Source organism: Kutzneria sp. CA-103260 (genome assembly GCF_018263855.1).
Taxonomy (GTDB): Bacteria; Actinomycetota; Actinomycetes; order Mycobacteriales; family Pseudonocardiaceae; genus Kutzneria.
In genome coordinates this window covers 2616839-2631564 of sequence record NZ_CP073318.1, presented here as the reverse complement: position 1 = coordinate 2631564, position 14726 = coordinate 2616839, and the positions used below count along the sequence as shown (strand labels likewise).

Here is a 14726-nt window from a genome sequence, read left to right as displayed (position 1 = left end):
CAGGTGCGACGGTACGCGCGAATTACCCCGGCAGACCCACAGGTACGTGGACCGACATGAAGTCCGCCGGCTCTCCCGTGCAGTTGATCGCCGACCCGCCCAACGCCATCCACGGCATGCTCACGGTGGAATTCCCGGTTCCGCCGCCGGCAAAGGGAGTCGACGCCGCGTCGCTGTACGGCGTGGCGACCTACGATCCCGCGACGCGCGCGTGGACTGCGCTCCCCTCGACCTACGACGCAGCGCGTCACCCGGTCACCGCCCAGATCCCGCACTTCTCGTGGTGGAACCCGTTCACCTGGGACTGGGACAGCATCTTCGCCCGCGCCAACCAAAACATCGGACAGGCCGTCGGGGGCCGTTGCCGCCGGTGTAGGTGCTGCGCAACACCCCGCCAGCGCCCGGGAAATGGCTGTCCAGTTCCAGGCGCGCGGCCACGATGTCGTCGCGGTCGGCGACGTTGATCCAGCTGCGGACCAGCGGACGCACCGACGGCGGCTCCGGCCGCAGCAGGTCGCAAACGACGTCGACGTCGTACCCAGTAGACCGCCAAGCGCGGTTCTCACGCCGAGCCACGCGACGAGTAGCAACTAGCTACTTCCTGTCAGACTGACAGTAAGCTATGGTCAGGTTCATGCCCGACGAGTCCTGGTCACCTCCCATCGTCCTGATCGCGGTCGATCTGGTCATCCTGACCTTGCGCTCGTCCGCGCTACACGTCCTGCTCGTGGAACGTGGGATCGCGCCGTACCAGGGCGATCAGGCACTGCCCGGCGGCTTCCTCAACAACGCCGCCGAGGACATCCTGGCCGCCGCCCACCGCGAACTACGCGAGGAAGCCGACCTCGACGCCGGGCACCTACATCTCGAGCAGCTGGGCACCTACGGGGCCCCGGAACGCGATCCTCGGGGTCGCATCATCTCGGTCGCCTACCTCGCAATCGCGCCCAGCCTTCCCGAGCCGACCGCAGGCACCGACGCCGCAAGCGCCTCGTGGCGGCCAGTCGACGACATCCTGTCCGGGCACACCAAGCTGGCTTTCGACCACCACCAGATCCTCGCCGACGGGGTCGAGCGCGCCCGCACGAAGCTGGAGCACTCCGCACTGGGCACCGCGTTCTGCGACGAGACCTTCACCATCGCCGACCTCCAACAGGTCTACGAAGCGGTATGGGGCGTCCAACTCGACCCCCGCAACTTCTACCGAAAGGTCCAAGCAGTGCCCGGCTTCATCGTGCCCGCCGGCGACGAGCGAAGGACCACGAAGGGACGGCCCGCCCGACTGTTCCGACCCGGGCCACGGACCGTGCTCCACCCGCCACTGGTCCGCCCCGACCAGCAACCGATGAACCTGGGGGTTCAATGACCGACGACACGGTGGTGATCCTCACTGCCCTCAACCTCGAGTACGACGCTATCCACCAGCAACTGGCCACGCCCCATGTGCACCGCCATGAGCGAGGCACGCGGTTCGAGGTCGGCACCCTGGCCGGCACGCACGGGCAGATCGCGCTGGGGCTGACCGGCAAGGGCAACCATTCGGCAGCCGTTCTGGCCGAACGGGCGATACAACAGTTCTCGCCGCTCGCCGTGCTGTTCGTCGGCGTGGCCGGTGCGTTGTGGGATACCACCCAGCTCGGCGACGTCGTGGTGGCCACCCACGTATACGCCTACCACGGTGGCACCAGTGAGGACGACGGGCTCAAGGCGCGTCCGCGGGTCTGGGAGGTCGAGCACGGGATCCATCAGGTTGCCTCTCACGTGGGCCGGGCCGGCGACTGGGCAGCAGTCGCGCCGGGCGCGAGGAGACCGAGCGTCCACTTCGGAGCCATCGCCGCGGGTGAGATCGTGCACAACTCGCGTATCTCCTACGAAGCGGCATGGATCCGGTCCCACTACAACGACGCGCTGGCGATCGAGATGGAGGCAGCCGGCGTCGCGCAGGCCGGTCATCTGAACGGCTCGCCGGTAGCCATCGTGCGCGGCATCAGCGACCGGGCGGATGGCACCAAGAACAGCTCCGAGGATGGCGCTTGGCAGCCGCGTGCAGCGGCGAACGCGGCCGCGTTCGCTCTTCGTCTCACCGAGGAATTGTTCAAGGACAGGGAGTTCACTGCGATGACCCAGGACCGCACTGCGAAGCACGCCGGCGTCCACAACGTCGCCTACGGCCAAGTCGGCATCCAGGCCGCACACGTCACCGGCAGCCCTGTCTGGATGGGCACGGCGCCGCAGGCCGCGACCACGGTCGACCTCGCCGCACAACTGGCAGCGGTGCGTGAACAGCTCAAGCGCGAACGGACCGCTGGCTCCCTCGACGATGACACCTACAACGCAGCCCAAGCCGAACTGGACATCGCGACCACAGCTCTGGACTCGACGACATCCGAGCGCGCAAGCACATTTGTCCTGGCACTCAAGCGGCTACGCGGGCTGATCGCCGACGTCACCGACCTCGCGGCGAAGATCGCCGCCCTGATCGCCGCGGCGAAAGGGCTGTCGTGACCACCGACGAGGACGCCACAGACAGTACTACCAACACTGCCGAGCAGGGCTCCACCGTTGGCATCCAAGCAAGCCATGTCGAGAACTCCCCCGTCTTTCACGAATCTACGGTCTACTACGTGCCGCCAGACGCTTCAGCAAGCGAGCAGTACGCTGTCGGCCTGAACTACCTAGCGAATGGCGTGCCGTCCCAGGCCCGTGAGCTGATCAGCAAGGCCATCGCCCGCGGCCACGACGGTGGCGAAATACAGTTCCACTGGATGCTGGCCATGCTCAGCAAGCGTTCCTACCGCGACTTGACCACCGAAGAGCGCAACACGGTGGACCGCTTCACACAGACCGTGCACGCCTATGCCGACGACGAGTGGAAGCGCGCGCTGCAGGCGATCTGCGAGCTGTTGAGCTGCCTGACCGAAGTCGGACGCGACCCCGGCCGCGCGTTGCAGGAGCTACACGACTTGCAGCCCTTGCAGCGTGATCAAATCATCCAACACCTCGACTTGGTCCTCACTGGAGGCATCAAGGACAGCCTCTGGGCGGAAACACGCCGTATGGCGAAGGAAGGCCGATTCGGACACGACCGCCTCCAGCGGGTCTGGGCGTACTTCCACCCCGACCCGATCGGCCCGAGGGCACGGCCGCCCGCCGAGGAATCCACCACTCTTGCCGACCGGATCCGAGCTCTCGTCTGGTCGTGCATGTTCGTCACTGCAAGCGGCTACCTGGGCTGGCTTGCGCTGATCCATGCGGCGCCGCTGCCGATCCTGGCGTACCTGCTGGCCATCGTCGCAGCGTGTGTCGCAGCCCATAGCGGGAGGGAATGGCGATACCGGGTCGAACGACTGGCCGCCAAGGAACGCGCCTACCGCGGTCGCGCTGGCACCGATCGAACTCCTGACGACGGATTCGCCAGCCGCGTGAGTCGGTCGTTCGCGCACTACTTCGCGATCTACGTTCCGGACGGAACGGACCGCCCGGTGTGGCTGCACGGCACGCGCGGGATTCATAAGGCGCTGCGGGACGAGGTCGTTGAGCTTTACCGTGAGGACAGGGTCAGTGTTGACCGGGTCAATTGGCTGATCCGCCATCTGGTCAGTGACGTCAAGAGGCAGTGGAAGAACGGCAGTCTATGGGCGTTTCGCGAGCACCACCGAACCCCGACGGTGGTGAAGGTGTCCTGTGTGCTGGCGCTCCTCGCGCTGGCGCCTCTGGTAGCGGTCGTCGTCGTCGCCGTGGTACCAACTGCGCCGTTTTCTGCTGTGGTCGCGTTCCTCTTCGCGCTGGCGAGCGGACGTGCAGTGGCCGTGGGGCGGCTGCGCATCTTCTGTGAGCGGCAGCGCTACGCCGAGGAACACCAAGATCACGAACATGAAGAGCAGTCGCGCACAGACGCTTACCGGAGGTGGAAAGCGAAGCTGGAATCCACGCGACCCTCGGAGGGAGAGATGGAAGCGTGGCTGAATTGCGACAAGACGATGGTTCTCAATGACACTCTGGCGCACTACCGGTTGTCGTGGCGGGATATCATCGCCTACGCCTTCTTGCAGACGCCAACACGGGGCGCTAAGAGGGCCTGCATGCCTGACGGTCCGTGGCGCTTTTCGAAGTACGACATTCGACTTTTCCTCGTCACCCAGGACGGCGTTCGCGAAGTCGGCACCGAAATCGAATTTGAGCGTGGCATCCTCAACAACCAGGACCGCAATAACTATCGGTTCGATGCGGTTTCTTCCGTGTACGTTGCCCGAAAGAGTCCCGTCAGCTACACGTTAGAGTTGACCCTGACCAACGGGCCCACACGGAACATCCAGATCACAGATCCTGAACTACAGGCCGGATCCAAGGAAGACGTCGAGACCCTCGCGAAGATCAACCTCGACACAGCCGGCTTCACACACACTCTCCACATCCTCGAAGGGATCGCCGCAGAAGGAAAAACCTGGATCGATCGCGATCCCCGCGGTACAGGCGACAGCGATCCGGACTGCCAACCCTCGACCGTCTCTGACCTTGGCGACACACTGGCCTTTCACATCGCCAGCCGATCGGCCGAACGGCGAGACACGACCGTGTGACCGAGACGCGAACCTGCAACGCCTACCACGCCCACCGCAAGACCGCGCACTAACGGAATCTGCTATGTCCCTACGTAGCCGGCCACGTCGATAAGAAGCCGCCTAATTGGGTGCCGCAGCCACGTCAGCCGTGACGGAACGTGACACTGTGGTTCCGCCGGCTTCTTCAACCGCGTCCATCAACACGGGCAAGCTAGACTAGTTGTAGGTTGACTGTAGAGCGATCGCACTGATAGTGTCGTCCGCATGATCTCGCGTATCTCGCGGGGATCTTGCGTGTTTGTGTGGTTGAATCCCCCCTCGAACACACTCGCTAACTACACGCACGGAGATCGTGGCATCAAGAGCCCGCTCCACAGGGTGATAGTTCAACTGAAGATGCAAAGCCCGGTAGAGCCGACTCAGGTTCTCCGGGCTTCCTTGTTTCAGCGTTTCTCCCACATCACCCAATGAGTCGATCCTCGCGTACGCCTCCGCCGCCGTCATGAGGTTCGGTGCCGGCAACCCCTCCAGCTGAGCCTTTGCCGCCGCACGCTGCTCCTGCGCCTCGTTGATCGCCTCGACCAGCGCCGACGGGTCCACGCCCGCCTCGATCGCCGCCTGGAACCTCCGCAGCCGCGTCTCCGAATCGGCCAATCGCTTCTCTGTCACCGACCGACTATCCGAGCCCTTCGGGCCTTTCTGTGAACTGATCAGCGCCGTAACAGTCCGATCAACATTCGTCCGGTCGAACAGCCGCCCGAGGCCAAATGTGGTGTGTCGAGCCCGCGCAGTGACGCCAGCCCTGTCTCGTAGAGGCGCTGCGGCTGAGGTACACGGTCAGCGACACCAGTCTCAACGACGAATGCTCCGCCATCCACACGATCGCTTGCGGCCGTCCTGGACACCTGTCCGCCCAGGATGCCGGCGCTCAGCGCACCCTCGGACGTGGCGAAGACGGCTTCGACCGGCGTCAGCGTGCACCTACGCAAGGCGGACCTCACCGACGGCTTCGTCGCGTGGACAGGAGTCACCCTCGATGCCGAACCATCGTAGGGACCCTTGCCTTTCAACCTCTGTGCCGGCCGGCGCCAAATCCTGCCGGTCCCAGCCCCCGGCCAGGCGTCCAAAGCAGCACCAAAGGATCACCAAACCATCGGCACGTAGCGTGATCGAGCCTGCTCAACGGGGATCGACCTGGCGAAAGGGGAGAGTATGAAACGCGGCCTGATCAGCGTCAGCACCGCCGCACCCGTCGGTGAAGCGCTCCACTCGACCGACCGGAAGGTAGCCGGCGGCACCGGCCAGCTGAGGCTGACCCAGGCCGTCCAGGAGATCGAGGCTCAGATCCAGCGGGTGCCGGCCAGTCGGTGGTCCGAGAAGGAGGTTCCCATGGGTGAGCCGGTCACGGTGAGCGTCCTCGCGCTGGACCCGGTGCTCGAGGCAGGGGCCACGAGCACGCTCCGAGCTTGCCCGGACGTCGAACTCGTCGGGTCCGGGGAGCAGGCCGGCGTCAGTGTCGTGATCGTCGACGACCTGGACGACGCGGTGCTCGACCTGGTGCGCACGGCGCGGTCGACGCCGAGCCGTCCCGAAGTGGTGATCGTGGCGACCAACCTCGGGCCGTCCGAGGTGCTGCACGCCATCGCCGCCGGGGTGCGCGGTCTGCTGCGCCGCGGTGAAGCCAGCCCCGACCGGCTGACCCGGGCGGTCCTCACAGCGGCGAGCGGTGACTGCATGGTGTCGCCGGACATGCTGGCCACGGCGTTGCACAAGGGCACCGCCGGGCACCCCAACGCGCACGGCCACCTCAGCGAGCGCGAGCGGGCGGTCCTTGGTCTCGTCGCCGACGGCCACGAGACCAACGAGATCGCGCGGACCCTGTCGTACTCGACCCGCACTGTGACGAGCGTGATACACGACATCACCCACCGGTTCCGGTTGCGCAACCGCGCCCACGCCGTGGCCTACGCACTGCGCACCGGGTTGCTGTGACATGGTCGCCGCCTACGTCAGCGGGTCGGGCACCCGCGTGAACACCCTGGTGTCCGCCTGGCTGCGCCAGTCCAGCATCGCCCTCGCTCCCGCGCCCGGGCCCGACTCGGTGTTCATCGCGACGGGACGCACGGTGGACGAAGCACTGACCACTGTGGACACCGCCGGGCACAAGGTGATGGTTGTCGCCGACACCGTCACCAGGGCGTGCCTGGAACAGGCTGTCCGATCCGGTGTCCGCGTGCTGTTGCAGTCCAACCCGCGCGGCCCCGAGCAACTCGCCGCGGCCGTCCGGGCGGCCTGGCACGGCGACACCTGGCTGCCCTACGACCTGCTGGTTCGGGCGCTCGGCGTGGCGCGCGAGACATCCCGACCCGAGCAGGAGGTCCCGTCCGTCCGCCTGACCGCACGGGAAGCCGCCGTGCTGTCGCTGTCCGCGGACGGGTACGGGAACGCCGCGATCGCCCAGTCGCTCGCCTGCTCGGAGCACACTGTGAAGAACATCATCTACGACCTGATGGCGCGCATGCATGCCCGTAACCGCGCGCACGCGGTGGCACAGGCCGTGCGCGGCCGGCTCATCTGAGATCCGGCCGCGGGCGGGTCAGCCGCATGCGAGGGCTTCATGGAGGGCGTCGAGCCCGCGGTCCAGTCGCGGGATGGCGATCACCAGTGGCGGCAACACCTTCACGACCTCGTCGTCGCGCCCGCACAGCTCGACGATCAGGCCGGCGTCGAAGGCGCGTCGCTGCACCCGCTCGGCCCGCGGTCCACCGCCGACTCGGCCGAGGTCGATGCCCAGGGCCAGTCCCCGTCCGCGGGTGGTGACGCCGTCGTCCACGGCGTCGAGTTCGGCGCGGAACCGGTCCAGGCGACGGGCCGCGACGGCGAGGTCGGTGCGGAACTTGGTCTCCTGCCACAGTTCGCAGGCCGCGGTGGCGGCGACGAAGGCGAGCTGGTTGCCGCGGAAGGTGCCGGTGTGCTCGCCGGGTTCCCACACGTCGAGCTCGCGGCGCATGAGCGTGAGCGACAGCGGCAGGCCGATGCCACCGATCGACTTGGACAGAGTCACGATGTCCGGGACGATCCCCGCCTGCTCGAAGCAGAAGAACGTGCCCGCCCGCCCGCACCCCGCCTGGATCTCGTCGACGATGAGCAGGACGCCGTACCGCTCGGTGACAGCGCGCAGGTCTTGCAGCCACTGCGCGGAAGCCGGGTAGACGCCGCCCTCCAGCTGCATCGGTTCGACGATCACCGCGGCCGGCAGCTCGAACCCGGACGACGTGTCGGCGAGCATCCGCTCGATGAGCGCGATCGAGTCGAACGACCCCAGCGGGCCGTCCTCGTAGGGCACGAACGCGACGTCACCGCCGGCGACACCGCCGGCGCGGCGGGCGCGTCTGTTGCCGGTCACCGCGAGTGAGCCGCGGGACATGCCGTGGTACGCGCCGGCGAACGCGATGACGCCGGACCGGCGGGTCGCCTTGCGGGCGAGCTTCAGCGCGGCCTCGACGGCATCGGTCCCGGTGGGACCGCAGAACTGCACCTTGTAGTCGAGCTCGCGCGGATCCAGCACGACCCGCGCGAACGCGCTCAGGAACTCGCGCTTGGCGACGGTGTGCATGTCCAAGCCGTGCAGCACGCCGTCGCGCGCGAGGTAGTCCATCACCCGCCGCTTGATGAAGGCGTTGTTGTGCCCGTAGTTCAGGGTCCCGGCGCCGCAGAAGAAGTCGATGAACATCCGGCCGTCCTCGGTGTACAGCTCCGCTCCCTGCGCGCGGTCGAAGACGACGGGGAACTTGCGGCAGTAGAACCGCACGTTGGACTCGAGCTCGTCGAACACCGACGGCCCGCCGCCAGGGGCCTGGAGCAGCTGGTCGGAGACGATCGCCTTCATGGTTCCTCCGTGCGAGGGGCGGGACGGGGCGTGGTGGTGCCGGGGGTGCGGGCCGGTCCCGCTCAGCCGTCCGTCGCGAGCAGCGCCGCGACCTCGGCGTCGGTGAGGGCGGCGATGTCCTCCTCGACCGCCTGGGACACCGCCTCGGCGACCGCCGCGACGGTGGTCGCGTCGAAGAGTTTGCGCAGTGGGAGGTCCACCCCGAAGGCGGTGCGCAGTTGGGCCCGCACGCGGGTCGCGAGCAGCGAGTGCCCGCCCAGCCCGAAGAAGTCGTCCTCGACGCTCACGGACTCGCGGTCCAGCACCTCGCACCAGATGTCCGCGACGACCTGCTCCGCCTCGGTGCGCGGCGCGACGGCGTGCTCGGCGGTGTGCGCGACGGGAGCGGGCAGCGCCGCGCGGTTGACCTTGCCGCTGGCGGTCATCGGCAAGGTCGGGAGCACCGTCCAGAACGACGGCACCATGTACTCCGGCACCCGCTCCCGCAACACGGACCGCACCTCCGCGAGGTCCGGATCGACGCCCGCGACGCCGACCACGTACGCGGCCAGCCGCTCCCCCGCCGCCACGACCACCGCGGCCTCCACGGACGGGTGCCGCAGCAGACCGGCCTCGATCTCCCCCAGCTCGATGCGCAGTCCTCGGATCTTGACCTGGGTGTCGATCCGCCCCAGGAACTCGATCCGCCCGTCCGGCCGGTAGCGCACCAGGTCGCCCGTGCGGTAGAGCCGGGCGCCCGCGTCGCCGAAGGGATCCGGGACGAACATGCGGGCCGTCAGCTCGGGTCGGCCGAGGTAGCCGCGGGCCACCCGGACGCCGCCCAGGCACAGCTCACCCGGCACTCCGACCGCGACCGGCCGCAGTTCCGCGTCAAGCACGTAGGCGCGGGTGCCGGGCACCGCACGGCCGATGGACAGCGTGGCGGCGTCGCGCGCGCCGTCGAGGTCGCCGCGGCCGACCGGGTAGAGCAGGCACGTGACGGTGGCCTCGGTCGGACCGTAGTTGCACAGGAATCGGCCGGGCAGACCGGTCGCGGCCCAGGCGCGGGCGTCGGCGACGGTGACGACGTCACTGCCCACGTTCATCAGCCGCAGGCTGCCCAGCTGGTCGGCGCCGTAGCGCAGGCACTCGCGGTAGTAGGCGGGCGTGATCTCCATGATCGTGGCCTGGTGCTCGGCGATCCGCGTGGGCAGGTCGGGCGGTGACCACGTCGCCGGGTCCGCCACCACGATCGTCGCGCCGGCCGCGAGTGTGGCGCCGATCTGGTCCATCGCCACGTCGAAGGTCAGTGCCGACAGCAGCACGACCCGGTCGTCCGGGCCGATGTCGTAGGAGTCGGCGATGACCTGGCAGTGGTGGGCATAGGACCGGTGCTCGATCATCACGCCCTTGGGGCGGCCGGTGGAGCCCGAGGTGTAGATGATGTACGCGAGTTGGTTGCGCGGCAACAGGATGCCGAGGTTCGTCGACTCCTGGCTCTCGTCGTCGTCCACGGTGAGCACGACGCGCCCGGCGAACTGGTCCACCCGTTCCGGCGCTGCCACGACGATCCGCGCGCCCGCGTCGTCAAGCATGAAGGACAGCCGCTCCGCCGGCTGGGTCGGGTCGAACGGCGCGTACACCGCCCCGGCCTTGAGCGCCCCCAGCAGCACCGGGACCGCGTCGAGGTCGCGCTCCAGGCAGCAAGCCACCACAGTCTCCGGCTGGGCGCCGTGCGCGCGCAGGACCCGGGCGAACCGGTTGGCGTGGGCGTTGAGCTCGCCGTAGGTCAGCCGGCGCCCGCCTTGCACCACCGCGACCTTGTCCGGCTGGGCCGCGGCCCGCGCCTCGAACAATTCGGCGACAGTGCGGTCGTGCCGGTCCGGGGGGTCCAGCTCGGACAGCCGGTCGCCCTCCGGGTCGGGCCAGTCCGCCAGGAGCTGGTTCAGCTCGGCCGCGCTGGTGAGCGGGTACGACGCCGTACGCGCCGTGGGGTCGGCGACGACCGCGGCCACGAGCCGCAGGTAGTGCTCGGCGATGCGCGCGATGGTGGACTCGTCGAACAGTGCGGTCGCGTACTCGAAGACGCAGTGCAGCCCCTCGGTCCGCTGCTGCACCGACAGCGTCAGGTCGAACTTCGCAACCTGGGTGCCCGCACGCAGGTGCTCGACCTCGGCGCCGCACAGCGTGGTCGCCAGGCCCTCGAGGTGCGCCATCTCGAACATGATCTGGAACAGCGGGCTGCGCGACAGGTCGCGTTCCGGGCGCAGCGCGTCCACCAGCTGCTCGAACGGCAGGTCCTGGTTGCCGAACGCGGCCACACAGGTCGTGCGCACCCGGTCCAGCAGCTCGACGAACGTGGGGTCGCCGGCGAGGTCGGTCCGCAACACGAGTGTGTTGGTGAACAGGCCGACCAGGTCCTCGGTCTCCTCCCGCGTGCGCCCGGCGACCGGCGTGCCGACGGCGATGTCGGCCTGCCTGGTGTAGCGGGCGAGCAGCAGCTGGAACACGCCGAGCAGCAGCATGAACGGCGTCGCGCGGTGCTGGTTCGCGAGCGTCGTCACGGCCGCGCCGACCTCGGGCGGGATGGTCACGGCGAGGGTGGCGCCGCGCAGGTCTCGCTCGATCGCGCGCGGCCGGTCGGTGACCAGCTCGACCGGGGTCAGGCCGGCCAGGCGACCGGTCCAGTGCTCGAGTTGCCCGCTCAGGTCCTGGTCGCGTTGCCACGCGGCGAAGTCCGGGTACTGCACCGGCGCCGCGTCGCCCACCGCGCCGCGGTACGCCTCGTCGAGGGTGCGGAACAGGATGTCCATGGACCACGCGTCGAACGCGATGTGGTGCAGCGTCAGGGCGACGAGATGCTCGTCAGGCCGCAGCCGGACCACCGTCGTACGCAGCGAGTGCTCGACCGCGAGGTCGAACGGCGTGCTCGACGCCCGGTCGATGATCGCCTGCCCGGTCGTGCCGGCGTCCGTGCGGCCGGTCAGGTCGACCAGCTCGAAGGCGACCGGGCCGGCCGGGTCGACGACCTGCACCGGTTCGCCGTCCCGGTCGAGGTAGCGAGTGCGCAGCACCTCGTGCCGACGCGCCAGTTCGTTCACGGCCCGCCGGAACGCCGCCGGGTCGAACGGACCTCGCAGCCGCATGGCGAGCGGGATGAGGTACTCGACACTGCCGGGGTCGAGCCGGTCGAGGAACCAGAGCCGCTGTTGGGCGAACGACAGCGGCAGCGCGCCGTCCCGGGCAACCGGTTCGATGGCGGTTTCGGTCGTGATGGTGGCGAACCGGGTCGCGAGGGTGCGCGCGGTGCGGTCGGCGAACAGCTCGCCGACGGTCAGCTCGCCGCCGAAGCGCCTGCGGAGCGCGAGGACCAGCCGGATCGCGAGCAGCGAGTGGCCGCCGAGCGTGAAGAAGTCGTCGGTCGCGCCGACCTCGACGCCGAGCAGCTCGGCCATGATCTCGGTGACGGCCAGCTCGACCGGCCCTTCCGGCGCGACGCGGTCGGCCGGCTTCGGGATGGTCCGAGCTCGATCGCGCAGCGCGGTGCGGTCGACCTTCCCGGTGGGGCCCAGGGGCATCGCGTCGAGCAACGTGATCGAAGCCGGGACCGCGGGCACGGGCAGGTAGGCCGCCAGGTGGTTGAGCAGTTCGGTCTCGGTGGGTGCCGTGCTGGGCGCGGCGACCGCGAACGCCGCGAGGACCGAATCCCCGGCGGGGGTGCGCGAAGCCAGCACCGCGGCCGCGGCCACCGCGGGGTGGCCGGCCAGCACGACCTCGACCTCCGCGGGTTCGATCCGCACGCCGTTGATCTTGAGCTGGTCGTCGACACGACCGAGGAAATCCAGCACCCCGTCCGCGCGCCAGCGCACCAGGTCTCCGGTGTGGTATTGCCGCGCTCCCGCGACGTCCGGGTCCGGCCTGAACCGTTCCGCGGTGAGGTCCGGCCGCCCGATGTAGCCGCGCGCGAGACCGGCTCCGCCCACGCAGAGCTCGCCCGGCACACCGATCGGCACCCGGTGGCCTCGCTCGTCCACGACGGACACGCGGTTGCGCGACAACGGTCGGCCGATCGGCACGGTGCCGTCGCCGACCCCGGTGTGGCGGTGGGCGGTGGCGTCGATGGCGCACTCGGTCGGGCCGTACGTGTTGTCGATCTCGACATCGACGATCTTCGTGAGGGTGGCGCACAGCGCTGTGGGCAGCGGCTCACCTGCCGAACAGACCAAGCGCAGCGACGTGCACGCGGGCAGCTCCGGTTCGTCGACGACGAGGCGCAGCACCGAGGGAACGAGTTGCAGAACGGTCGCGTCGTGCCTGCGGAGCGCGGCGACCATCACCGACGGGTCGCGATGCGCGTCAGTGGGCGCCACGACGATCGCCGCACCGGCGGCCAGTGGGGCGAGCAGTTCCCACATCGCGGCGTCAAAGGCGATGGTCGTCTTGTGCAGCACGCGGTCGGTGGGCCGCAGCTGGGTGCGGACCGACCACCGCACCCGGTTGCCGATGCCCTCGTGCGTGACGGCCACGCCCTTGGGCCGCCCGGTGGAGCCAGAGGTGTAGAGGACGTAGGCGAGCTGCTCCTTGTCGATGTCGAGCGTGGGCAGCGGCGCGTTCGTCGGCCAGTCGGCCGCCGGCAATCCCGCCGGTCCGAGGACGAGCTCCACCCCGGCGTCCTCGGCGACGTACGCGACGCGCTCAGCCGGGTGGTCCACCGGCATCGGGACGACCGTGCCACCGGCGCACAGCACGGCCAGCACGGCCACGACGAGGTCGGCGCTCCGGTCCAGCGCGACGCCGACCCTGGTCTCGGTGGTGACACCGCGGGCCCGCAACGCGCCGGCGAGACCGCCGACCCGGGCAGCCAGTTCGGCGTAGGTCAGCGAGCCGTCGTCGGCGACCAGGGCGACGGCGTCCGGCGTGGCGCGCACCTGGTCGGCGAACATCTCCGGCACCGACCGTTCGTCGGTGTCGTCCGCACCGGCACCCCACTCGCGCATCACTGCCAGCTCGGACTCGGTCACGACGGTCAGCTCGGCCAGCGGGGCGTCCGGGCGGTCGGCGATGTCGGTGAGCAGACGGACGTAGTTGGCGGCCATGCGTTCGATCCGGTCCCGGTCGAACAGGCTCGCCGGGTAGATCAGCTGGCCCGCCACCGAGCCGTCCGCGTGCTGGGCGAGGTGCATCGACAGGTCGAACGCGGAACTGGCCCAGCACGGCGGCACCACCCGCACGTCGAGCCCCGGCAGCCGGAACGGCGAGCGGCGGGCGTCGTACCAGGCGAGCGCCGCCTGGAACAGCGGGTTGCGCGACGGGTCGCGGTCGGGCGCGAGCTCGGCGACCACCTCGTCGAACGGGACGTGCCGGTGCGCGAACGCGCCCACCGCCGTCGCCGCCACCCGGCGCAACAGCTCGGCGAACACCTCGTCGTCGGCCGGTTTCGCCCGCAGCACCACGGTGTTCAGATGCATGCCGATGCGGTCGAGGTCGTCGGGCGCCCGGGTCGACACCGAGACACCGAGGCTGACGTCGTCCTGGTTCGCGTACCGGGCGAGCAGCAACTCGAACGCGGCCACGTGCACCATGAAGGGCGTCGCGGCCGCCCGGCTGCCGACCTTGCGCAGCCGGCGCGCGAGGTCCGGGGCCACGGTGAAGTCGACGTAGCCGCCGTCGGCCACCCAGCCGGCGGGGCGAGGGCGGTCGGTCGGCAGCGCCAGGGGCCGGAGCCCGGCGAGTTCGTCCCGCCAGAACGCGCGATCGGCCGGCTCGACGGGGGCGTCCGGGGCCGGCTCGGGCAGCGGCGGGAGTTCTGCGGTGGTCCCGTACGACACCTCCAGGTCGCGAGCCAGTGCGCTCCAGGACATCCCGTCGAACGCGATGTGGTGCGCCACGACCAGCAGCACCCACTCCTGGTCGGCGACGCGCGCCAGCGTGATCCGCCATGGTGGCTGCTCGCCCAGGTCGATCGGCGTGCGCATCTCGCGCACGCGCAGCTCCTCCAGTTCCGCTGCCGAGCCGGTAACGTCCACTTCGGACAACGGCAGGACATCGTCGGGCACGACGACCCGGGCGACGGAGCCGTCCACCTCGCGGAACCGGGACCGCAGCACGGGGTGCCGCCGCGCGACCCGCGTCAGCGCGGTGGCGAGCGCGTCGCGATCCAGTTCCCCGCGGATCCACAGGGTGGCCGAGAACAGGTACTCGACGGCCGCGCCGGAGCGCATCCGGTCGACGAACCACAGCTGCTGCTGGGCCGCGGAAAGCAGGTGGATGTCGCCTGTGGACACTGGGCTGCGCCT

Annotated in this window: 8 protein-coding genes; 5 read left to right on the top strand and 3 right to left on the bottom strand. The window is 69.4% G+C overall.

Features of this window, described 5'->3' with window-relative positions; all coding sequences use genetic code 11:
* The first annotated feature begins 634 nt into the window (after positions 1-634).
* The 3 genes from JJ691_RS11410 to JJ691_RS11400 are packed head-to-tail and all read left to right on the top strand — an operon-like array spanning position 635 to position 4580.
* A complete protein-coding gene (locus JJ691_RS11410) occupies positions 635-1366 on the top strand; it encodes an NUDIX hydrolase (RefSeq protein ID WP_211768749.1) in 732 nt (243 codons plus the stop codon).
* On the top strand, positions 1363-2505 hold the full coding sequence (locus tag JJ691_RS11405; RefSeq protein WP_211768748.1) for a 5'-methylthioadenosine/S-adenosylhomocysteine nucleosidase family protein: 1143 nt from the start codon (positions 1363-1365) through the stop codon (positions 2503-2505). Before JJ691_RS11410 ends, JJ691_RS11405 begins: the two co-directional genes overlap by 4 nt.
* The gene (locus tag JJ691_RS11400; protein ID WP_211768747.1) at positions 2502-4580 is read left to right on the top strand and encodes a hypothetical protein; all 2079 of its coding nucleotides are present in this window, start codon (positions 2502-2504) and stop codon (positions 4578-4580) included. Before JJ691_RS11405 ends, JJ691_RS11400 begins: the two co-directional genes overlap by 4 nt.
* Before the next feature lie 198 nt (positions 4581-4778).
* Here the strand turns inward: JJ691_RS11400 and JJ691_RS11395 are convergent, their stop codons facing one another.
* A complete protein-coding gene (locus JJ691_RS11395) occupies positions 4779-5231 on the bottom strand; it encodes a hypothetical protein (RefSeq protein ID WP_211768746.1) in 453 nt (150 codons plus the stop codon).
* A 543-nt stretch (positions 5232-5774) separates the two neighbouring features.
* Between JJ691_RS11395 and JJ691_RS11390 the strand changes: the two genes are divergently transcribed.
* On the top strand, positions 5775-6554 hold the full coding sequence (locus JJ691_RS11390; protein WP_249227839.1) for a response regulator transcription factor: 780 nt from the start codon (positions 5775-5777) through the stop codon (positions 6552-6554).
* A 1-nt stretch (position 6555) separates the two neighbouring features.
* Positions 6556-7140 (top strand): helix-turn-helix transcriptional regulator, encoded by a 585-nt coding sequence (locus JJ691_RS11385; protein WP_211768745.1) that lies wholly within the window; start codon positions 6556-6558, stop codon positions 7138-7140.
* A gap of 18 nt (positions 7141-7158) precedes the next feature.
* Here JJ691_RS11385 and ectB read toward each other — a convergent pair whose 3' ends face one another.
* Together ectB and JJ691_RS11375 are read right to left on the bottom strand one after the other, a co-directional pair.
* Positions 7159-8451: a diaminobutyrate--2-oxoglutarate transaminase gene (gene ectB, locus JJ691_RS11380; RefSeq protein ID WP_211768744.1), complete on the bottom strand. Its 1293-nt coding sequence runs from the start codon at positions 8449-8451 to the stop codon at positions 7159-7161.
* A gap of 62 nt (positions 8452-8513) precedes the next feature.
* On the bottom strand, positions 8514-14714 hold the full coding sequence (locus JJ691_RS11375; protein WP_211768743.1) for a non-ribosomal peptide synthetase: 6201 nt from the start codon (positions 14712-14714) through the stop codon (positions 8514-8516).
* Positions 14715-14726 lie beyond the last annotated feature (12 nt).

Bases quoted from the DNA above. Each gene is read 5' to 3' on its own strand.
- ectB (WP_211768744.1), bottom strand. From the start codon at position 8,451: ATGAAGGCGATCGTCTCCGACCAGCTGCTCCAGGCCCCTGGCGGCGGG.
- JJ691_RS11385 (WP_211768745.1), top strand. From the start codon at position 6,556: ATGGTCGCCGCCTACGTCAGCGGGTCGGGCACCCGCGTGAACACCCTG.
- JJ691_RS11390 (WP_249227839.1), top strand. From the start codon at position 5,775: ATGAAACGCGGCCTGATCAGCGTCAGCACCGCCGCACCCGTCGGTGAA.
- JJ691_RS11405 (WP_211768748.1), top strand. From the start codon at position 1,363: ATGACCGACGACACGGTGGTGATCCTCACTGCCCTCAACCTCGAGTAC.
- JJ691_RS11410 (WP_211768749.1), top strand. From the start codon at position 635: ATGCCCGACGAGTCCTGGTCACCTCCCATCGTCCTGATCGCGGTCGAT.